General features: G+C 36.4%; 19 protein-coding genes and 1 other RNA gene. 12 read left to right on the top strand and 8 right to left on the bottom strand.

Annotation, left to right across the window (positions count from 1 at the left end):
• Nucleotides 1-16 precede the first annotated feature (16 nt).
• Entirely contained in the window at nt 17-964 is a 948-nt protein-coding gene (locus ACSHWW_RS12400) for an aldo/keto reductase (RefSeq protein ID WP_435682779.1), read from the top strand.
• Nucleotides 965-1257: 293 nt separating this feature from the next.
• On the opposite strand, the gene rny is transcribed toward ACSHWW_RS12400, so the two are convergent.
• The 4 genes from rny to ACSHWW_RS12380 form a co-directional block, all read right to left on the bottom strand.
• Entirely contained in the window at nt 1258-2832 is a 1575-nt protein-coding gene (gene rny / locus ACSHWW_RS12395) for a ribonuclease Y (RefSeq protein ID WP_435682778.1), read from the bottom strand.
• A 46-nt stretch (nt 2833-2878) separates the two neighbouring features.
• A non-coding RNA gene (gene ssrS, locus ACSHWW_RS12390) (6S RNA) lies at nt 2879-2990 on the bottom strand.
• A 53-nt stretch (nt 2991-3043) separates the two neighbouring features.
• A complete protein-coding gene (locus ACSHWW_RS12385) occupies nt 3044-3334 on the bottom strand; it encodes a cell division protein ZapA (protein ID WP_435682777.1) in 291 nt (96 codons plus the stop codon).
• Entirely contained in the window at nt 3334-3624 is a 291-nt protein-coding gene (locus ACSHWW_RS12380) for a hypothetical protein (RefSeq protein WP_435682776.1), read from the bottom strand. The genes ACSHWW_RS12385 and ACSHWW_RS12380 overlap by 1 nt, the downstream gene beginning before the upstream one ends.
• Nucleotides 3625-3755: 131 nt before the next feature.
• On the opposite strand from ACSHWW_RS12380, the gene ACSHWW_RS12375 reads away from it, so the two are divergent.
• Together ACSHWW_RS12375 and ACSHWW_RS12370 are read left to right on the top strand one after the other, a co-directional pair.
• A complete protein-coding gene (locus ACSHWW_RS12375; protein ID WP_435682775.1) occupies nt 3756-5465 on the top strand; it encodes a M23 family metallopeptidase in 1710 nt (569 codons plus the stop codon).
• A gap of 9 nt (nt 5466-5474) precedes the next feature.
• Nucleotides 5475-7964 (top strand): carboxypeptidase-like regulatory domain-containing protein, encoded by a 2490-nt coding sequence (locus tag ACSHWW_RS12370; RefSeq protein WP_435682774.1) that lies wholly within the window; start codon nt 5475-5477, stop codon nt 7962-7964.
• 2 nt (nt 7965-7966) lie between these two features.
• Here ACSHWW_RS12370 and ACSHWW_RS12365 read toward each other — a convergent pair whose 3' ends face one another.
• Entirely contained in the window at nt 7967-9130 is a 1164-nt protein-coding gene (locus ACSHWW_RS12365; protein WP_435682773.1) for a cysteine desulfurase family protein, read from the bottom strand.
• A 19-nt stretch (nt 9131-9149) separates the two neighbouring features.
• Between ACSHWW_RS12365 and ACSHWW_RS12360 the strand changes: the two genes are divergently transcribed.
• The gene (locus ACSHWW_RS12360; protein ID WP_435682772.1) at nt 9150-10097 is read left to right on the top strand and encodes a hypothetical protein; all 948 of its coding nucleotides are present in this window, start codon (nt 9150-9152) and stop codon (nt 10095-10097) included.
• On the opposite strand, the gene ACSHWW_RS12355 is transcribed toward ACSHWW_RS12360, so the two are convergent.
• Both ACSHWW_RS12355 and ACSHWW_RS12350 read right to left on the bottom strand, forming a co-directional pair.
• On the bottom strand, nt 10087-10623 hold the full coding sequence (locus tag ACSHWW_RS12355) for a DNA mismatch repair protein MutS (RefSeq protein ID WP_435682771.1): 537 nt from the start codon (nt 10621-10623) through the stop codon (nt 10087-10089). The two genes, ACSHWW_RS12360 and ACSHWW_RS12355, sit on opposite strands and share 11 nt — an antisense overlap.
• Entirely contained in the window at nt 10610-10801 is a 192-nt protein-coding gene (locus tag ACSHWW_RS12350; protein WP_435682770.1) for a hypothetical protein, read from the bottom strand. Before ACSHWW_RS12350 ends, ACSHWW_RS12355 begins: the two co-directional genes overlap by 14 nt.
• Nucleotides 10802-10918: 117 nt before the next feature.
• Here ACSHWW_RS12350 and ACSHWW_RS12345 point away from each other — a divergent pair, with 117 nt between their 5' ends.
• From ACSHWW_RS12345 to ACSHWW_RS12330, 4 genes are all read left to right on the top strand, one after another.
• Nucleotides 10919-12904 carry a T9SS type A sorting domain-containing protein gene (locus ACSHWW_RS12345; protein WP_435682769.1) on the top strand — a complete coding sequence of 662 codons (1986 nt, stop codon included), beginning with the start codon at nt 10919-10921 and terminating at the stop codon, nt 12902-12904.
• Between the two features lies 1 nt (nt 12905).
• A complete protein-coding gene (locus ACSHWW_RS12340; protein WP_435682768.1) occupies nt 12906-13196 on the top strand; it encodes a DUF2752 domain-containing protein in 291 nt (96 codons plus the stop codon).
• Between the two features lie 17 nt (nt 13197-13213).
• On the top strand, nt 13214-13546 hold the full coding sequence (locus ACSHWW_RS12335; RefSeq protein ID WP_435682767.1) for a CCC motif membrane protein: 333 nt from the start codon (nt 13214-13216) through the stop codon (nt 13544-13546).
• An 88-nt stretch (nt 13547-13634) separates the two neighbouring features.
• Nucleotides 13635-13997, top strand: coding sequence for a CCC motif membrane protein (locus ACSHWW_RS12330; protein ID WP_435682766.1), 363 nt, complete (start codon nt 13635-13637; stop codon nt 13995-13997).
• Between the two features lie 95 nt (nt 13998-14092).
• On the opposite strand, the gene rocD is transcribed toward ACSHWW_RS12330, so the two are convergent.
• On the bottom strand, nt 14093-15370 hold the full coding sequence (rocD, locus tag ACSHWW_RS12325; RefSeq protein WP_435682765.1) for an ornithine--oxo-acid transaminase: 1278 nt from the start codon (nt 15368-15370) through the stop codon (nt 14093-14095).
• A gap of 154 nt (nt 15371-15524) precedes the next feature.
• Between rocD and rlmD the strand changes: the two genes are divergently transcribed.
• From rlmD to ACSHWW_RS12305, 4 genes are read left to right on the top strand one after another with little or no spacing between them, the layout of a single operon-like run.
• A complete protein-coding gene (rlmD, locus tag ACSHWW_RS12320; protein WP_435682764.1) occupies nt 15525-16943 on the top strand; it encodes a 23S rRNA (uracil(1939)-C(5))-methyltransferase RlmD in 1419 nt (472 codons plus the stop codon).
• 7 nt (nt 16944-16950) lie between these two features.
• The gene (locus tag ACSHWW_RS12315; RefSeq protein WP_435682763.1) at nt 16951-18384 is read left to right on the top strand and encodes a TlpA family protein disulfide reductase; all 1434 of its coding nucleotides are present in this window, start codon (nt 16951-16953) and stop codon (nt 18382-18384) included.
• On the top strand, nt 18371-18889 hold the full coding sequence (locus ACSHWW_RS12310; protein WP_435682762.1) for a DUF6452 family protein: 519 nt from the start codon (nt 18371-18373) through the stop codon (nt 18887-18889). The genes ACSHWW_RS12315 and ACSHWW_RS12310 overlap by 14 nt, the downstream gene beginning before the upstream one ends.
• A complete protein-coding gene (locus ACSHWW_RS12305; protein WP_435682761.1) occupies nt 18873-19565 on the top strand; it encodes a DUF6048 family protein in 693 nt (230 codons plus the stop codon). Before ACSHWW_RS12310 ends, ACSHWW_RS12305 begins: the two co-directional genes overlap by 17 nt.
• Nucleotides 19566-19616 lie beyond the last annotated feature (51 nt).

Below are 19616 nucleotides of genomic sequence, written 5' to 3'. Positions count from 1 at the left end.
ACAAAAATAAGAACTTATGAAAACTCTCAAATTTAAAAATGGCGATGAGCTGTTCCCTATAGGATTAGGAACCTGGAAATCAAAACCAGGCGAAGTTAAAGAAGCAGTAATTAACGCGCTAGAAGCTGGATACAAACACATAGATTGTGCAGCAATCTATGGAAATGAAAAGGAAATAGGCGAAGCCTTTAACGAGGTATTCTCTAAAGGAGACATTAAAAGAGAAGACGTGTGGATCACTTCTAAGCTATGGAACAATGCGCATTTACCGCAAGACGTAGAACCTGCTATGAAACAAACTCTTAATGATTTACAACTCGATTATCTCGATTTATATCTTGTTCACTGGCCTGTCGCGTTTAAACCAGATGTGAAAAACCCTGAAAAACCAGCCGATTACTTAACTCCTCAAGAAGCTCCTATTAACGAGACCTGGAATGCAATGACTGAGCTGAAGAAAAAAGGACTTTCTAAACATATAGGTGTATCCAACTTCAGCAAACAAAAACTGGAAGACCTGATTTCTAAAACTGATGAAATTCCAGAAATGAATCAAGTGGAATTACATCCATTACTACAACAGAATGATTTATTTGAATACTGTAGTAATAAAGGAATTCATTTAACAGGTTATTCTCCTCTAGGAAGTGGCGATCGATCTGATGGAATGAAACAGGAAAACGAACCTAATATGTTTGAGAAAGATGCTGTCCAAAAAATCGCAAGCAAGCATAACGCTTCACCTGCACAAGTACTCATTAACTGGTCTGCTCAACGTGGAACAGCAGTAATTCCTAAATCTACTAATCTTGGCCGTATTAAAGAAAATCTGGAAGCGGCTCGTTTACAATTAGATAAGGAAGATTTGAAAAATCTAGCTCAATTAGATGAACATTATCGTTATGTAACCGGTAAGTTTTTTGAGGTGCCAGAAAAGGGATATGATAACATTTATGATGAATAAATGTTAAAAAGACAAAAAAACACCCCATAAATACCCTTTATGGGGTATTTTTTGACATGATGTTTTCTCTTACATTTACAATGTAGTAATTAAGCAACTGCTTTTTGAGTACGCATTAATTAAAAAGTTGTAAATTTTATTTCAATAAAATTTACGCGTTACTATCAATCGAGAACCTGTCAACAGGAGCTCACTGAGTAAATTCTAGACGTGTAGGGGCGACTAAAATTTACTTCATAAAAAAAAGGCTTGCAGTGATGCAAGCCTTTTTGATTTTGATATAATCACTATTCCTATTTTGCAATATTCACAGCTCTAGTTTCTCTTATCACAGTCACCTTAACTTGTCCTGGATATGTCATATCTGTTTGGATCTTTTGAGAAATTTCAAAGGATAGTTGAGCAGCCTTTTCGTCTGTTACTTTTTCGCTTTCAACAATCACACGTAGTTCACGTCCGGCTTGAATTGCATAAGCTTTTTCCACACCATTAAATCCAAATGCGATATCCTCAAGATCTTTCAATCGCTGGATGTAAGAATCTAGCACTTGACGTCTTGCTCCTGGACGTGCACCGCTTATCGCATCACATACTTGTACAATAGGAGAAAGTAATGAGGTCATTTCGATTTCATCGTGGTGAGCTCCTATGGCGTTACAAACTTCTGGTTTTTCTCCGTGCTTTTCGGCCAGGTTCATACCTAGGATTGCGTGAGGAGTTTCATCTTCTGTTTCTGGAACTTTACCTATATCATGTAAAAGACCGGCGCGTTTTGCGAGTTTAGGATTCAATCCTAGCTCTGCAGCCATAGTTCCACAAAGTTTTGCTACTTCTCTACTGTGTTGTAATAAATTCTGTCCATAAGAAGAACGGTATTTCATTCTTCCTACCATCTTAATTAACTCTGGATGTAGTCCATGAATTCCTAAGTCGATTACGGTACGTTTTCCAACCTCAGCGATTTCTTGATCGATTTGTTTTCTAGTTTTTGCAACTACTTCTTCAATACGTGCTGGGTGAATACGCCCATCAGTCACTAACTTGTGTAAGGATAAACGTGCTACTTCTCTACGTACAGAGTCAAAGCATGAAAGAATAATCGCATCTGGAGTGTCATCTACGATAATTTCTACACCTGTTGCAGCTTCTATAGCTCTAATGTTACGACCTTCACGACCTATAATACGACCTTTCACATCGTCAGACTCAAGGTTAAAAACTGATACACAGTTTTCTACAGCTTCTTCAGTTCCTATGCGCTGAATGGTGTTGATAATTACTTTACGAGCTTCTTGAGTAGCGGTAAGCTTAGCTTCTTCAATCGTATGCTGGATGATACTCATTGCCTCAGTCTTTGCACTGTCTTTAAGAGATTCTACCAGTTGCTTTTTAGCATCTTCACCAGACATTCCACTAATCACCTCAAGTTGCTTGATTTGAGAAGCGTGCATTTTTTCAACTTCGGCCTGTTTTTTAAGAATGGATTCTCTTTTTGAATCTACATCTTCTAATTTACTAGTTAACTTTTGCTCCAGTTGTTTAGCTTTGGCAAGCTCGCTAGAGGCTTTTGATTCTTTATCTCTAGTACGTTTCTCTGCATCGCTCATTTTCTTTTCACGGTTCATGATTTCCTTTTCATGCTGTGATTTGAGCTCTATAAATTTTTCTTTGGCTTTATAAGTCTTTTCATTTTTAATCTTCTCACCTTCTACTTCGGCGTCTTTGATTAGTGCTTTGGCATCTTTCTGAGCATCGGCGATGAGTTGAGAGGCTTTTCCCTTTTCAACTATTGATTTTGCTATTAAATAACCTATTGCTAGTCCTATGACTAATGCCACGATGGCATATATAATTGTTTGTGTTTCCATTTGGTTGTTGTATATAAAAAAACCTGCACAAGTTTGGGTTTTGTATGAACTCCTTAAATATAAGTTTAAGGTTAACTGGCTGATCAAGGATCCGACTCATACGTTCGGCTTGCTTTTACAACCACGACTCACCTTTTTTAAAGAAATACGTGTTGAGTTCACCAAAAAATGAAACAAGTGCAGGTAGTAACTGTTTTTATTTAAAGAACGGCTAAGATAATTGCTGTGATAATAACTGATTCAAGACTTCTAACTGTTCTTGAGCACTAGTTACATCTTCACTACTATCTATATTTATTTGTTCAGATTTTGCTGCAAATTGTAAAGCACACATTGCGAGAACGTCTTGCTTATCTCTTACAGCATAACTGCTTTCCAGCTGTTTAATCATTACTTCAATATTTTTTGCTGCTTTACGCAAACCTTCTTCACGAGAAGGATCTATGGTTAATGGATAAACCCGATCTGCAATAGAAATCTTTATTTTGAGTTTATCTGCCATTATGAAGCTAGTTGATTTATACACTGATCGATTTCTCTCACAAGTGCATTAATTTTGAGCTTGGTTTTTGTTTTATAATCGTCACTACCTAGCATAGCATTTGCTGTTTTGAGTGCTACATTTCTCTCTTCACTCATTTGTAACGTCTCGATATGGTCTTTATTATCGAGTTCCAGTTGCGACATTGCGGCCTCTAACTGGCTATTTTGCGTTTTCAATCGTGCATTTTCTTCAATTAAAGCTTTGACTTTAAGCTCTATACTTTCGATCTGAGAAGATAATGTAGCCACTACAACAAATTTTATACTGTTCCTACAAAATTAGGATTACCGCTAGACTTATCAAACATTATTGGAACAAAGTTTGAAAGACATTGAAGAATTCTCTTTGCAAGTTGTCTAGAGCCTATTATATTTAGCCTATGTTACATAAAAAAATAATTTTCTTTTCCTTACTGCTTGTCGCGTTCTCTTTTAGCGCAAGCCAAACCCAAAAAAATATTCCTGCAGGCTATTTTCAAAATCCGCTGGATATTGAATTGAAACTGTCTGGAACCTTTGGAGAATTGAGAACCAACCATTTCCACAGTGGTCTAGATATTAAAACAAATCAACGCACTGGCTTATCAGTTCATGCGACTGCGGCTGGTTATGTGAGCCGTATTAAAATAGAACGCTACGGATATGGAAAAGCAATTTACATCACGCATCCTAATGGTTACACCAGCGTTTATGCACATTTAAGCAAGTTCTCGCCACGCATAGAGGAATATGTAAAGAAAAAACAATATGCAAAAGAATCATATGAAATCCAACTCTTTCCTACAGATCTAGAACTGCGTGTAGATCAAGGTGAAGTAGTTGCTTATAGCGGTAATAGTGGTGGTAGCGGTGGACCGCACTTGCATTTTGAAATAAGGGATAGCGCTGCAAAACCTATTAATCCTATGATGATGGGAATAGAAATCCCAGACACTAAAAGACCACTTGTTAAACAAGTAATGGCTTATCCACTTGATGAAAACGCAACCATTAACGGTAAAAACGAACCTGCTTTATTGAGATTAATACCGCTTAAAAACGGCAACTTCAAAACTGAAAAACTGAATGCTTACGGACTCATAGGAATAGGTGTAAACACCAGCGATCGACAGAATGGTGCCAATAATCAAAATGGTGTTTTTAGAATAACAACTAGTTTCAACGGATCTCAAAATTTTGAAGTGAATTTTGATACTTATTCCTTTGGCGAGACTCGTTATCTCAATCAAATGATTGATTATAAATTTTTCAAGGAAAAGAAAAGCAGGATTTCAAAACTGTTTATTCCACCGGGAAGTCCATTGAGTCTTTATGGCAACACTATTAATGACGGTATGCTTTCTTTATATGATCCTGGAACAAAGAGTAATTATAAAATTGATATTAAAGATTTTAAAGGCAATACCAGTACGATTACTGTAGATATCACAAATGAAGAAGGTCCTGAGGAGTTAATTGCTCCTAATAATGATGGACTTGAATTTGTAAGTAGTAATGAGACATTTACACGTCAACTAGGGCATTATAATTTGACTATTCCTAAAGGCGCACTTTATGAAGACGAATTGCTGGAAATAAAAGAACACCTAGACACCATCACCATTCATAGAGACATCGTACCGTTACACAAAAACTTTATTCTGGAATATGACATAAGTGCAAAAGCTGGCGATGATCTGGACAAATATTACATTGCTCGCATTACAGATTGGGGCGCAGCATATCATGTTTCTACTAAAAGAAATGGAAATAAACTGACCGCTTATAGCAAGTATATGGGAACTTATGCCATTACCAAAGATGATATAAAGCCTACCATTAAAGCCGTAAACTTTAAAAACAAACAATGGATAAGCAATAATAAAACACTCAAATTATCTATTGCAGATAAGGATAGCGGTATAGATGGCTATCGTGCCACAGTGAACGGCAAGTTTATACTCATGGAATATGATTATAAAACTGGCGTTCTTAAACACGATTTCTCAGATAAAGCCGTTACTGATGGTGAAAACCAACTTAAAGTAATCGTAACTGACAATGCTGGAAATAGCACTACATTTGAAGCTACGTTTTTCCGCAAGAATTAATAAAGACATTTGAAGACTTACCTTTTCCTCGCTGCATTTCTATTAAGCCTTATCGCTGTGGCGCAACAAGCCACGATTCAAGGAGTTATCCTAGATGAGAATAATGAACCACTTACAGATATCAACATCTCTGTCACTGGAACAACTCTAGGAACCATTTCTAATGATACTGGATTTTATAAACTTGAAATTCCAGCAAGCGAACCGTTAACCATAGTTTTTACCGCAATAGGTCTTAAAAATATTACCATTAAAAATTTAGTCCTTGAACCACAAGAGGTTTATGAATTAAATCCAGTGATGAATACCAGTATTGAACAAATCACGACGGTTGTTCTCAACACGACAACTCGTAAAGATCTGGAAGGAATCACAACCATCTCTCCTACTGTCATACGTAAAATTCCTGGTGCTCAACCTGGTGTGGAGAATTTATTAAAATCATTACCAGGAGTAAGCGGTAGTAATGAATTGAGCACGCAATACCGCGCTCGTGGTGGAAACTTTGATGAAAATTTGGTTTATATAAATGAAATTGAAGTTTACAGACCATTTTTAATACGTAGCGGTCAGCAGGAAGGATTAAGTTTTGTGAATTCTGATATGGTGCGCAGTGTGGAATTCAGCGCAGGTGGTTTTCAATCTAAATATGGAGATAAATTAAGCTCTGTATTAGATATTGATTACCGTCGCCCTACCACGTTTGGCGCTGGAATAGACGCGAGCTTGTTAGGAGTGAATGCGTTTGTTGAAGGAGACGCTTTCGCGAAAGCGTTTACAGGAATACTAGGTGTGCGCTACAGAGACAACAGTTTATTCATCAACTCCAGAGAAACTGGTGCGATAACTGTTCCAAGATTCTTTGATGCACAAACCTATCTTACTTATAAGGTAAGTCCGAAATTTGAGTTGGGCTTTTTAGGAAACATAGCAATCAATAGTTACGAGTTTGAGCCACGATTTAGACAAACAAATTTTGGTACACTGCAAGATCCACAAGCCATCGTGATACGTTATCAAGGTCGTGAGGATGATCAGTATGAAACTTATTTTGGAGCTTTAAAAGCTAGTTATGACGTGACTGAAGATTTAAGTTTGCGCTTTATCTCTAGTATTTATCACACTCAAGAGCAAGAACATTATGATATTCTGGCCAACTACGGTTTAGGAAGACCAAATACAGACATAGGTAGCGGCGACCTAGGAACAGTTGATTTCACTACTGCCATAGGTTCTGAACTGGAGCATGGTCGTAATGATCTAGACGCACTAATCATGACTGCCGAGCATCGTGGAACACTAGAATTTCCAAGCGATAAAAAAGATGATGACCGCCTGGATTGGGGAATTAAGTTTTCTAAAGAAGATATAAGAGATCGTGTACGTGAATATAATGTTATAGACAGTGCTGGTTTTAATATAAGACCACCATTTCCAGATCTTGCAAATGATCAACCTTATGAACCTTTCACAGGTCCATTAGTTCCGTTTGAAGCTACCAGTGCAGATAATGATGTACAGGTTACTCGTTACCAGGTTTTTGGTCAGTATAGCAGTCGTGGATATATAAAAGACACTGAGGTATTTTGGAATGCAGGAATACGTTCTCATACATGGAATGTAAGTGGCGCTGGAATCCAGAGCACGACACAAACCGTAGTTTCTCCACGTGGACAGTTTGCAATTAAACCAGCCTGGAGTAAGACTGATATGCTATTCCGTGTGTCTGGAGGATTATATTACCAGCCACCATTTTATAGAGAACTACGTGATCAACAAGGAGTGGTCAACCCTAATGTAAAAGCTCAAAAATCTATTCATGCCGTAGTAGGGAATGACTGGAGTTTTAACTGGATCTCAAGTGATGGAAAAAAGCGACCTTTTAAATTAACAACTGAAGTTTATTATAAAGACCTTACAGATGTGAATAGCTACACGCTAGAAAATGTAAGAATACGTTACCGCGCAAATAATGATGCTGTGGCTTATGCTTATGGAGTAGATATGCGTATCAATGGAGAGTTTGTTCCTGGAACTGAAAGCTGGTTCTCCTTAGGGTATTTAAAAACTGAAGAAAATTTGAATGATCGTGGCTACATAGCTAGACCAACAGATCAGCGATTGAAATTTGGTGTACTGTTCCAAGATTACATTCCTAACATGCCGCATTTAAAGATGTATTTGAATCTAGTGTATAACACAGGATTACCTGGTGGATCACCTAACTATGCAGATCCTTATGATTTCCAGTTCCGTTTACAAGATTACCGTAGAGCAGATTTAGGAATCAATCTAGTTCTTAAAGATGATAAGAAATCGAGCAAATTATTCAGCAAGTTTAAAGAAGTTACTATAGGTGCAGAAATCTATAACATCTTTGATGAAAGTAACTCGATTACAAATATATGGGTACGGGATGTTTCTAGTCAGCAGCAGTTTGCCATACCTAATGAATTGACACCGCGTGTATTTAATGTGAGGTTGGTTGCTAAGTTGTAAGACTAAGCCACAACTTTGATAGACTCTAAATATTCTTCTAACACATTCACTACGTAATCCAGTTCTTCTTTTGTGTTAAAAATAGAAAAGCTGAAACGAAGACTAGGCTTATTTAAATCCTCGCCTGGCAATACGTTTGTTAATACATGAGAACCTTTTTGAGAACCGCTCTGGCAAGCACTGCCTTTAGAACAAGCGATTCCTTTTAAATCCATGGTAAATAGTAGCATTGCAGCTTTGTCTGCTGGGCATGGTAGGCACACATTTAATAATGTAAACGTGCTGTTCTCATGATCACCACAATTACCATTAAATTTTACTCCTGGAATTTTCTCCAGTAATTGTTCTTTAAAATAACTTTTCAGTCCTTTTACATAATCGCGTTCTTTAACGAGGTTTTCATAAGCCATAGATAAAGACTTATCCATACCTACAATATTATGTACACTTTCTGTTCCCGCACGATAGCCGCGTTCTTGAGAACCACCTAAAATGAGTGGCTTTAAACCAGTTCCTTTTCTTATAAATGCAAATCCTACTCCTTTAGGACCATGAAATTTATGGGCACTAACTGCTGTAAAATCAACCGGTAACTTTGAAAAATCCATTTCGTAATGACCTATGGATTGAACACAATCACTATGAAAAAGAGTATTGTATTTTTTACACATGGTTCCTACTCGATCTATATCAAGCTTGTTCCCTATTTCATTGTTAATGTGCATGAGACTCACAAGAGTCTTCTTAGATTCATCTTTTAATAAATCTTCAAGATGCTCATAACTAGGAGTTCCACAATCCTGTAAATCAAGGTACTCCACTTGAGTACCATATTTTTCTTTACAATGATCCACTATATAAAGAACCGCGTGGTGCTCTATTCTAGTAGTGATGATACGTTCCACTTTTAAATCGCGCACACAGCTATGAATAGCAAGATTATCTGCCTCAGTTCCACCAGCGGTAAAAATAATCTCAGCAGCAGTTACATTTAATTGAGCTGCTATGCTTTTGCGAGCATTTTCAATAAGTGATTTTGCACTGCGACCATAGCTATGAGTACTACTTGGGTTACCATAAACCTCAGTCATAACACGAGTCATTTCCTCTATAACTTCAGTTCTCATTTGTGTTGTTGCGGCACTATCTAAATAAACTTGTCTCATAATCGCAAAAGTAAAATAAATGACCTTAAAAATTCGTTTTAACGCTCAAATAGTAATCCCTATTTTTGTGAACATGAAAAAACTGCTATACCTTATAATTCCTATCGCTTTAATAGGCTGTGATGATGGAGATCTGATTGTTGAAGATTTGGATTTTGATGGCGCTGCGGTGCAAGCTTGTGATATTCCCGTGGATGAAGTAATTTCAGATTACCTCTTTTATATTGTAGATGATAGTGATAATGAAACCACCTCACTTGCCATCAACACTACTAACCCTATAATCACAGAGTCTGGAACTTATGGACCGTTTTCATTAACGACAAATAATTTTGAATACCGTAAACTTAACGGCTCTGCAGGAACGACTTATTACTGTAATGATGTACCACCTTCATCACCTACCACAGTTCAAATTTTCACAGGAGAAGCTGGAAGTGTCACTATAGAATCTATTATCATTGAAGATGATAATGATGGAATAGATGCCCTTGACGAAGGGATAGATTTGAATGATTTAAGTTTAAGTCTAGATACAGATGGTGACGGAATCCCTAACTATAAGGACATGGATGATGATGGTGATAATGTATTTACTGAAGATGAACTCAACAGCACGGATTCAAGCATAGTAGTGGATACAGATGGTGATGGAATCCCTAATTATCTTGATAATGATGATGATGGAGATGGAATACTTACAATTCAAGAAGATTTAAATGGTGACCTTGTTCCAGCAAATGATATAATAGGTTCTGTTGCAAATTATTTAAATGATCAAGCGACTACCACTGCAAGTCCAGCTATCACAGAGTATAGACCTCACCGTTATACTAATACAGCCACTTTAAATATCACTATTGAAGATTTAACGGCAGTTAGTAATTCCAGAGAAATTATAATTGCGAGTTATAATTTTGGAACTTATGTAAGGACCATTATCATTTCTGAGACACCTACCTTTTAGGGTTCTGTAAGATATAAATCTCTGTTGCTCCACGACCGTATTTTTGGAAATCGGCATCATAATAGGTGATATCATCATATCTATTGAATAGAAATTCAAGTTCTTTTTTAAGGACGCCTTCTCCTACTCCATGAATAAAAACTAGTTTAGGAATGCGTTCTCTCTTCGCCCATTCTAGTTTATGTCGAGCGGTATCCATTTGAACATTCAGCTTATCATAAGAATCCATACCACGCTCATTTTTAACAAGTTGATGTATGTGTAAATCTATTTCTACAGCAGGAATTTCTTTAGCTTTCTTACGAGAAACTTGTCGCTTTTTACCTTTTTGAATATTAGTTTCCTCCTTCACAACAACGTGTTCTACTTTAAATTTTTGGTTTAAAATAAGTTCTGACTCATGGTAAGTGATCTCGATATCGTCATCTGTGATAATAGTTATTTGTTCCGCTTTCGCGAAAGCTACCACACCACCAAACTCGTCGTCCAAAACAAGAACGTGGTCTCCTACTTTAAACTTGCTCATCATCATTTTCATCAGTGATTCTTTTGCGGCTATAAAGATAAGCAGCTGCCATAAGCAAAATGATTCCCATGATTTGGAAAAACAATTTATATTCTTCAAAATATAAAGAAGCTAAGAAAAATACGATTCCCAGCGCAAGTACAATTCCGTTATATTGTTTCTTAAATGTTTTATTCATCGTGTAATTTTTACCATACATCTAATATAAGTATCGTTAATTAATTTTTACGACAAAGTTTTACTTAAAAGCCACTAAAAGCTGTTATTTTGTATGTACTATATAATAGTCAATAATATGAAAAATTTTATTTTAAGTTTTATAGCGTTTCTTTTTGTCGCAAGTGTTTCTGCTCAGGTGTATGTTGGAGATGGATTTATATATTCTAAGGGAACAGATCTATACGCAAAAGGAAAAATCAACCTAACTACTAACGGGAAGATCTATTTAAGAGGTGAAGCTCAATTGATTCAAGGTGATGATACTCCTAATGAAGGACCTGGAGTGCTTTCTGTTTTTCAAGAGGGAACTGCTACAAACTACGATTATAATTACTGGTCTGCACCGGTAGGAGAACCTACTGCAACTGGTAACCAAGGCTTTTTAAATAGTCAAATTCATTTCCCTACGCTTCAAGCTGGTTTTACTGAAACTGGATTTGATAATACTGCTGTAGAAGCTGATTTGAGAACTAATTATGTAATAAACTCACAACAATCTACCATTCTTAATACAAGTATAAGAGATGGAATTACTGACGACCAAACCTCTTCAGGTGTTGTACAACCTTTAAGAATTGCAGGAAGATGGTTGTATTCTTATAGAAATGGTGGAGGATACTCAGGATGGGCTGCTTTTAATGGCGCAACAACTTCACTAGATGCTGGATATGGTTTCTCTATGAAAGGAACTACTGGAGCTGGACCTAACAAATTTACAGGTGGACAGCGTTATGATTTTAGAGGAAGACCTAATAATGGAAATATTACTGTAACTGTAGAGACAGATGATAATACGCTTGTAGGTAATCCTTACCCAAGTGCTTTGGATTTAAAACAATTTTTAATAGATGCAAATTATGATCGTACTGCGCCAGCTGGCGATGAACTTGCAAATTCTGAAATTGACAACGCCGTTTTATTCTGGGAACAGTATTCGACCTCTCATCAATTAACTGATTATGAAGGTGGATATGGAACATATGTCCCAGGTGGCGTAACTAACGCTACATTAGACGCAAACGGAAAATACACTGGAGTAGATAATGGAATGTATTCCTATCCTACTTATACAAGATTTGACAGTGCAGGTAACATTACAAGTGGAAACGTTGCAAGCGGACCTGTTTCTCCTTCTGGCGCAACGGTATCTAGAAGATATGCAGCAATAGGGCAAGGTTTTATGATTAGTAGAGCTGAATCTATTGATGATGTTAGCACTCCTTCAGTAACGGAACCTACATTTGCCTTGGGTACTTCTGGAACCGCATTATTTACAAATAGACAAAGAGCTTTTTACAAGGAAGATGCTGATTCTTATTTCAAAGCAGCTCCAGGAAGTGGAAATAACAATCCTTTAAGTGGCAACCCGATTTATATCAGACCTAAACTTAAATTAAACATCAAAGTGAATGATACATATGTAAGACAATTACTTCTTGCATTTGGTGACGACTCTACAGACAACTTAGATTGGGGACTTGAAGGGAAAATAAATGCAAACAGACAAGACACTGATGTATATATGCCTCAGTTTGGTAATGAATATGTAATTAAAACAATACCATTTGCGGTTACTAAAACAGTAGATTTAGGTGTAGATATTGCAGCAAACAACACCACATTGGAATTCCATGTAGGCGGATTTGAAAATTTTGACACACAAAATGTTCTAATCCATGATAAATATAATAACACGTATCACGACGTAAAAAATGGTTCTTTTACAACTATCTTAAATGCTGGTCAAATAGATGATCGTTTTGAAATTGTATTTGAAAATCCTACTACTCTATCTAACGATTCTGTAAGTACCGATGATCAATTTGACATTGTTCAAAATAACAACCGTCAACTATTAACGGTTCACAATCCTAATGGTCTTGAAGTAAGTGATATTACTTTGTATGATCTTGCAGGAAAACAAGTTATCGCTAGTAAAGAAGGTACTTCTAACAGTGCTTATACTTTTGAAACTGGGAACATAAGCTCTGGTATTTACATCGTAAGAGTTCTTACTTCAAACCAGCAAGAAGTTGCTGTAAAGGTGAGCATTAACAACTAGTATGATTTCACTAAGTGCCGATGACAGCTGGATGCTGCCGTGCATGAGTAAAAAGTTAACTGGTGCAGATTGTCCTGGATGTGGTATCCAGCGATCTATTGCTTTTTTGCTAAAAGGAGAATTCAGTGAGGCATTCTTTATGTATCCTGGAATTTATCCACTCATATTTCTTTTAGTTTTTCTTACATTTGACTGGTTCTTTAAAATAAAACATGGAGAAACTATCAAGCTTGTGCTTGCTGTCCTCACACTAGGAACCGTTGTTACTAATTTTATAATCAAATTAATTTAACCAACCAATCAATCATTATGCAAAAATTAAACACAACTTTAGTTTACATCCTATCTGTAGTAGGTTTTGTACTTTGTTGCTGCTCAGGAATAGGAGTTATTCCAGCTGCAATAGGTTTTTACCTAGCTAACAAAGGAGTAAAAGAATATGAAGCAAACCCAGATGGATATTCTAATGGACCTGCTATGAAAACTGCTAAAACAGTTTCTCTAGTAGTAACTATCCTTGCTGCCTTAGTTGCTGCATATACACTTTATACTTATGCAACAACGACCGAAGAAGAAAGAGCTCAACAAGAATTAGAGCAAAGAGAACAACTAGAAGAAATGGGAATAGAATTACCATGGTAGTCTAACTTCTAAGTAATACCTAAAAAGGGAGCGCATTGCGTTCCCTTTTTTATTATTTTTACTTTATCAATCATAAAATTATTTTTTCATGCAAAAATTAAACACCACCGCAGTTTACATATTATCAATAGTAGGAATATTATGTTGTTGTGTATATGGACTAGGAACCGTAGCCGCAATTATAGCAATTGTAATCGCTACAAAAGAGCTTAAAAAATATGACGAAAACCCAGATTTATACAGCAATGGTAAAGCAATGAAAACTGCTAAAACAGTTAGTATTATTTCCTTACTAATTTCATTTATAGGTCTAGCGTTTGTAATATGGTCACTTGTTAATCCATGTGCTTTCTTTGACTGGTACATAGGATTATTTGAAGGAAACCCTAATGTTCCTGCAGAGTCTATGGATCAAATTTACAAAGCAGCAGAAGAAGCTGGTTGTAGATAATCATCCAATGATATACTCACAAAAAAGGCTCGCGTTGCGAGCCTTTTTTTTTAACCTTTTAGATCCTAAATAATTCTTAGGTAAATAAATACTTATTACTCAAAATTTTTGAGTGTCTTTATAATAATATCAATACAATCATCAAGTTGCTCACGAGTCATTACAAGTGGTGGCGCAAAACGTATGATGTTTCCATGAGTAGGCTTTGCAAGCAATCCATTATCACGTAATTTCAAACAAATGTTCCATGCCGTATCACCTTCTTCGGTATCATTAATAACAATCGCATTTAATAAACCGCGACCACGAACTAGTGTTACGATGTCTGTAGTTTTAATATACTCATTAATGCGATTTCTAAAGTGATTTCCTAGGTCACGAGCGTTCTGTGCGAGCTTTTCATCTTTCACCACATTTAATGCTGCCATTCCTACTGCTGCTGCAACAGGATTCCCACCAAAAGTACTACCGTGCTGTCCTGGTTTAATGACATTCATGATATCATCATTTGCAAGAACAGCACTTACTGGATAAGCTCCACCAGATAATGCTTTACCTAATATCAACACATCAGGCTGCGCATAAGTGGCAGCTTGCTTTTCACAGTGACCAGCACAATCACATTTACCACATACAGCAAGTAATGCACCTGTACGAGCGATTCCTGTCTGAATCTCATCTGCTATGAAAAGTGCATTGTATTTTTTACAAAGCTCCTGTGATTTTCTCATGTATTCATCATCTGGCGTGTAAACACCAGCTTCACCTTGAATAGGTTCTACTAAGAATCCTGCGATGTTATCTTGCTGCAATGCTTCTTCTAAAGCTGCGGTGTCATCGTAAGGGATTTTTATAAAACCAGGAGTATATGGTCCGAAGTTCTTGCGAGCGCCTTCATCATTTGAAAACGAAATAATAGTTGTGGTGCGACCGTGGAAATTATTCTCTGCCACTATAATTTTGGCTTCGTGCTCAGCCACGCCTTTCTTTTCATAAGCCCATTTACGTGCTAACTTGATAGCCGTTTCAACAGCCTCAGCACCAGTATTCATAGGTAAGACTTTATCAAACCCAAAATATTCTGTCATATACTTCTCATAAACGCCTAACTTATCATTATGAAATGCACGTGATGTTAATGTAAGCGTTTGTGCCTGCTCATTCATTGCATTTACAATCGCTGGATGACAGTGTCCTTGATTAACTGCAGAGTATGCACTTAAAAAATCAAAGTACCTTTTACCATCTACATCCCATACATAAACGCCATCTCCTTTTTCTAGCACCACTGGCAGTGGATGATAGTTATGAGCTCCGTGTTTATCTTCTAGATCTATATAATGTTGTGCTTTGCTTTCAGTTTCTACTTTCATAAGATGAGTTTTTATCTTTTGCCGCAATTTAATCATTAAGATTACAGCATTAAAATTATAAGCTTTAAGAATTTTATAATGTTAACTGAAAGAGGCACAACTTAACAGCTCAAAGATTCTCTAAAAAGGCATAATTAGATTAATTTTGATACTTATGTCAAAAAGAAGAAATCGTGCCCACAAAACTTTTGAAAACGTACCAGTAGTAGATGCTGGAGCAAAAGGAAAAAGTGTTGCAAAAACTGAAGATGGAGCTGTCATTTTTCTTAAAAATGCAGTGCCTGGAGATGTCGTAGATATTAAAACTTTCAAGAAGAGAAAATCTTTTTATGAAGGTGAAGCGACCGTTTTTCATAAATTATCAGACAGGCGTACAGAGCCTTTATGTAAACACTTTGGCACTTGTGGTGGCTGTAAATGGCAACACATGGGCTATGAAAGTCAGCTGTATTTTAAGCAAAAAGAAGTGGTTGAAAACCTCACCAGAATAGGTCATCTAGAATTACCTGAGGTCACTCCTATCGCAGGATCTGCAGAGCAGTTTTATTACCGTAATAAAATGGAGTTCAGCTTTTCTGCAAGTCGCTGGTTGACTCTTGAGGAGATTCAAAGTGATGTACAAATTGAAGATAAAAAAGCACTTGGTTTTCACATTCCTGGAATGTGGGATAAGATATTACACCTGGATGAATGTCATTTACATCCTGCCATTGGTGAGCAAATTAGATTGAGTGTTCACGCTTTCGCGGAAGCGGAAAACATAGAATATTTTAACCCTAGAGAAAAATCTGGAATTCTAAGAACTTTAATGCTGCGTATGTCGTCCACTGGTGAGAATATGGTGGTAATCCAGTTCTTTAAAGAAGACGAAAAAGCACGTATAGCATTGCTGGAACATTTAAAATCTGAATTTCCACAAATCACGTCGTTGCAATACATTATTAATGAAAAAGCAAACGACACGATTTATGATCAAGACGTGATATGTTATCATGGACGTGATCATATTTTTGAAGAAATGGAAGGTTTGCAATTCAAGATTAACGCAAAATCTTTTTATCAGACCAACTCTGCTCAAGCGCATGAATTATATAAAATCACTCGTGACTTTGCTGGTTTAACTGGAGAAGAACTAGTTTATGATTTATATACTGGAACTGGTACGATCGCTCAGTTTGTTGCAAAAAAGGCAAAACACGTCGTAGGAATTGAATCTGTTCCCGTAGCGATTGAAGATGCTAAGGCAAACGCTGCTCATAACGGAATCGATAACACTACGTTTTTTGCAGGCGACATGCGTGATGTTTTTACAGCAGATTTTATCGCAGAACATGGAGCACCAGATGTTGTTATCACAGATCCTCCACGTGACGGAATGCATAAAGACGTAGTAGCACAGTTACTTGCACTTGCTGCACCACGTATAGTTTACGTAAGTTGCAATAGTGCAACACAAGCACGTGATCTTGCGTTATTAAAAGAAGTATATCAAATTATTAAATACCAACCCGTGGATATGTTTCCACAAACACATCACGTAGAAAGTGTGGTGTTATTAGAAAAATTAAAATAAGTTAATCATGAAGAAAATTGTACTCTTAGTCCTTGCAATCGTTGCACTTATAGCTTGCGACGATAAAAAAACCGAAAACGCGGTTCAAAAAGAAGTTTATGTATCTGGGAAAATTACAGCCGTAGATTCTATCGCTATTCCAGAACAATTGAAAGCTTATGTCTATAATGACCTAAAAGCAGATTATGATGAGATTGAAGTTGCTGTAGATGCAGACGGAAGTTTCTCAACTACTATTCCTTTGGAAAAAACGAGAAGTTTTGCTTTATATGGAGACTTTGGGACACAACTGGTTGCTAGTCCAGGAGATTCTATTACCATAATGACTGATGCTCGTTTCAAAAACACAACCTATGGTGGTAACGCTGGAGCGGCAAATAAGGCCATGGAACAATACACTAAAAATAATCCGGCTGCGGAGTTGCTAGAAGGAAAAGATGCATTATCTCCACAAGAATATGCAGCGAGTCTGGAAAGTGCTTTAAGCGCTATCAAGTCATACAACGCAGATTTCCTTGCAAAAAATGATTTTCCTGTAGTAAAAGCTTATGTCAACTCTGAAGAAGAGTTTTTTATTCCTTCTAAAAAAATAACATATGCACTTTTTAATCCTCAAGGACCTGCCGCTTTTCAAGATTCTACATTTCTAGAGTCATTGAACAACTTACCTGAGTACAAAGAACTTTATGATATCAATAACAGCAATCCTACAACGACTTTAAACTACATAGGTTACATATGGGAAAGAGACGCCATTGAAGACAATGATCTTGCTAGAGAAGAAGCGTATATGAAACGTTGGAACTCTTTAGAAAATAATCCTTATTTGAAAAAGAAAATCATGCAGAGTAAAGTTATGAATCAATTTGAGGATAATAACATTTCTTTTTATGAGAATAACAAAGAGCAAATCAGTGAGATGTTTGATGGAACTGTGATGGGATCTACATTTTCTTCTAAGTATGATGAAGTTAAAAAACTACTCGATAATCCAGAGGTTCCTGAAGATGCAGAATTACTAACTTTCAAGTCTGAAGATTCTGCTCAATTTATTGATGAAATTATTGCAAACGCAAATGGAAAAGTAATCTACATAGACAATTGGGCAACCTGGTGTGGACCTTGTAAAAGTGAATTTAAAAAAGCATCTCCTGAATTACATGAGAAGTTTAAAGATGATGTAGAGTTTGTTTATTTATGTCATAATAGTAAAGAGAAGAATTACCTTCCATCTATCGCAAAATATCAGATTGCAGGAAAACACTACTTTTTAACTAATGAGCAATCAAGACCTATTTTCAAGCAAATAGATTTAGAAGGATTCCCTACGTATACCATCATTAATAAAAAAGGGGAAATAGTATTATCTGACTATATCCACAGACCTAGTTATGCAAAAACTACCGACATCCTAACTGGATTAATTAATGAAGAAATATAATTCTATACTCATTGCAATTTTCATCCTTCTCATAATTGGAATTTCCAGTTGCGAGAAGGATGACTTATGCGATCCATCCTTAAGTGTGACACCACGTTTAATTATCACCTTTGTGGACATTGCAGATCCCGAAGACCGTAAAACGGTTGATGAATTACAACTACAAGCCATTGGATCTTCAGAATTTGCACCATTGAATAGTAGTGGCGCTCAATTGCTTATAGACGTGGATTCTATAGCAATTCCGTTAAGAACTGATGATGTAACAACCACGTACTCGTTTATTAAAACAGATGGTACTGGAACTAATGCTGATCTAGTCGAATTTAATTATTCACTATCAGAAACTTATATCAATAGAGCCTGTGGTTTTAAGGTAACTTATGATAATCTAGGAGCAATAAGGCTGCCAGAAATCACCAATGACGAGTGGATCAATAATGTAAGAGTGCTTACAGAAAACGTAACATCAAACAACGACATACACATTGAAATACGTCATTAATTTACTTTTCCTTTTAATAGGAACAATTGCACTTGCTCAACAAGCAGAACCAGTTGCTGTTGATAGTGTTAATTATAAACGCACTTATGGATTACGAGTAGGTATAGATGCAGCAAGTCTTATACGTACCGTTATCGATCCAGAATATAATGGATTCCAATTACTGGGTGATTATAGAATTAAAGATCGTTTATATATAGCTGGAGAATTAGGTAATGAAAACATCAATCGCAACTCAGATCGTATTGACTTTAAAACAAGTGGTTCTTATTTTAAAGCTGGGATAGATTACAATCTTTATCAGAACTGGTTAGATATGGATAACATGATCTATTTTGGAGCACGTTTAGGTGCTGCAAATTTTTCACAGACATTACAACGCTATGATATTGCGCAGGATAATGCTTATTTCCCAGTAGTTACAAATATAGTTGATAGAGAATTTTCTGGATTAACCGCTTTATGGCTAGAAATTCAACTAGGTATTAAAGTAGAAGTACTTCCTAATCTTTACATGATAGCAAACATGCAGGTTAAAAGAATGCTCACTGAAAAAACACCAGACAACTTTGACAACCTTTATGTTCCTGGTTTTGGTAGAACTTATGATACTGGAGAAATAGGTGTAGGTTACACTTATGGTATAATGTATCGCATACCGTTTTTCAAGAAATAAATTTCACTTAAGACATAAAAAAATGCCTTTCTCGTTGAGAAAGGCATTTTT

Source organism: Nonlabens sp. (assembly GCF_051251825.1).
Taxonomy (GTDB): Bacteria; Bacteroidota; Bacteroidia; order Flavobacteriales; family Flavobacteriaceae; genus Nonlabens.
This window is presented reverse-complemented; position numbering and strand designations above follow the sequence as displayed.

Bases quoted from the DNA above. Each gene is read 5' to 3' on its own strand.
- ACSHWW_RS12400 (WP_435682779.1), top strand. From the start codon at position 17: ATGAAAACTCTCAAATTTAAAAATGGCGATGAGCTGTTCCCTATAGGA.
- ACSHWW_RS12310 (WP_435682762.1), top strand. From the start codon at position 18,371: ATGAAGAAATATAATTCTATACTCATTGCAATTTTCATCCTTCTCATA.
- ACSHWW_RS12355 (WP_435682771.1), bottom strand. From the start codon at position 10,623: ATGAGCAAGTTTAAAGTAGGAGACCACGTTCTTGTTTTGGACGACGAG.
- ACSHWW_RS12375 (WP_435682775.1), top strand. From the start codon at position 3,756: ATGTTACATAAAAAAATAATTTTCTTTTCCTTACTGCTTGTCGCGTTC.
- rocD (WP_435682765.1), bottom strand. From the start codon at position 15,370: ATGAAAGTAGAAACTGAAAGCAAAGCACAACATTATATAGATCTAGAA.
- ACSHWW_RS12330 (WP_435682766.1), top strand. From the start codon at position 13,635: ATGCAAAAATTAAACACCACCGCAGTTTACATATTATCAATAGTAGGA.
- ACSHWW_RS12340 (WP_435682768.1), top strand. From the start codon at position 12,906: ATGATTTCACTAAGTGCCGATGACAGCTGGATGCTGCCGTGCATGAGT.
- ACSHWW_RS12335 (WP_435682767.1), top strand. From the start codon at position 13,214: ATGCAAAAATTAAACACAACTTTAGTTTACATCCTATCTGTAGTAGGT.
- rny (WP_435682778.1), bottom strand. From the start codon at position 2,832: ATGGAAACACAAACAATTATATATGCCATCGTGGCATTAGTCATAGGA.
- ACSHWW_RS12350 (WP_435682770.1), bottom strand. From the start codon at position 10,801: ATGAATAAAACATTTAAGAAACAATATAACGGAATTGTACTTGCGCTG.
- ACSHWW_RS12360 (WP_435682772.1), top strand. From the start codon at position 9,150: ATGACCTTAAAAATTCGTTTTAACGCTCAAATAGTAATCCCTATTTTT.
- ACSHWW_RS12385 (WP_435682777.1), bottom strand. From the start codon at position 3,334: ATGGCAGATAAACTCAAAATAAAGATTTCTATTGCAGATCGGGTTTAT.
- ACSHWW_RS12315 (WP_435682763.1), top strand. From the start codon at position 16,951: ATGAAGAAAATTGTACTCTTAGTCCTTGCAATCGTTGCACTTATAGCT.
- ACSHWW_RS12365 (WP_435682773.1), bottom strand. From the start codon at position 9,130: ATGAGACAAGTTTATTTAGATAGTGCCGCAACAACACAAATGAGAACT.
- rlmD (WP_435682764.1), top strand. From the start codon at position 15,525: ATGTCAAAAAGAAGAAATCGTGCCCACAAAACTTTTGAAAACGTACCA.
- ACSHWW_RS12345 (WP_435682769.1), top strand. From the start codon at position 10,919: ATGAAAAATTTTATTTTAAGTTTTATAGCGTTTCTTTTTGTCGCAAGT.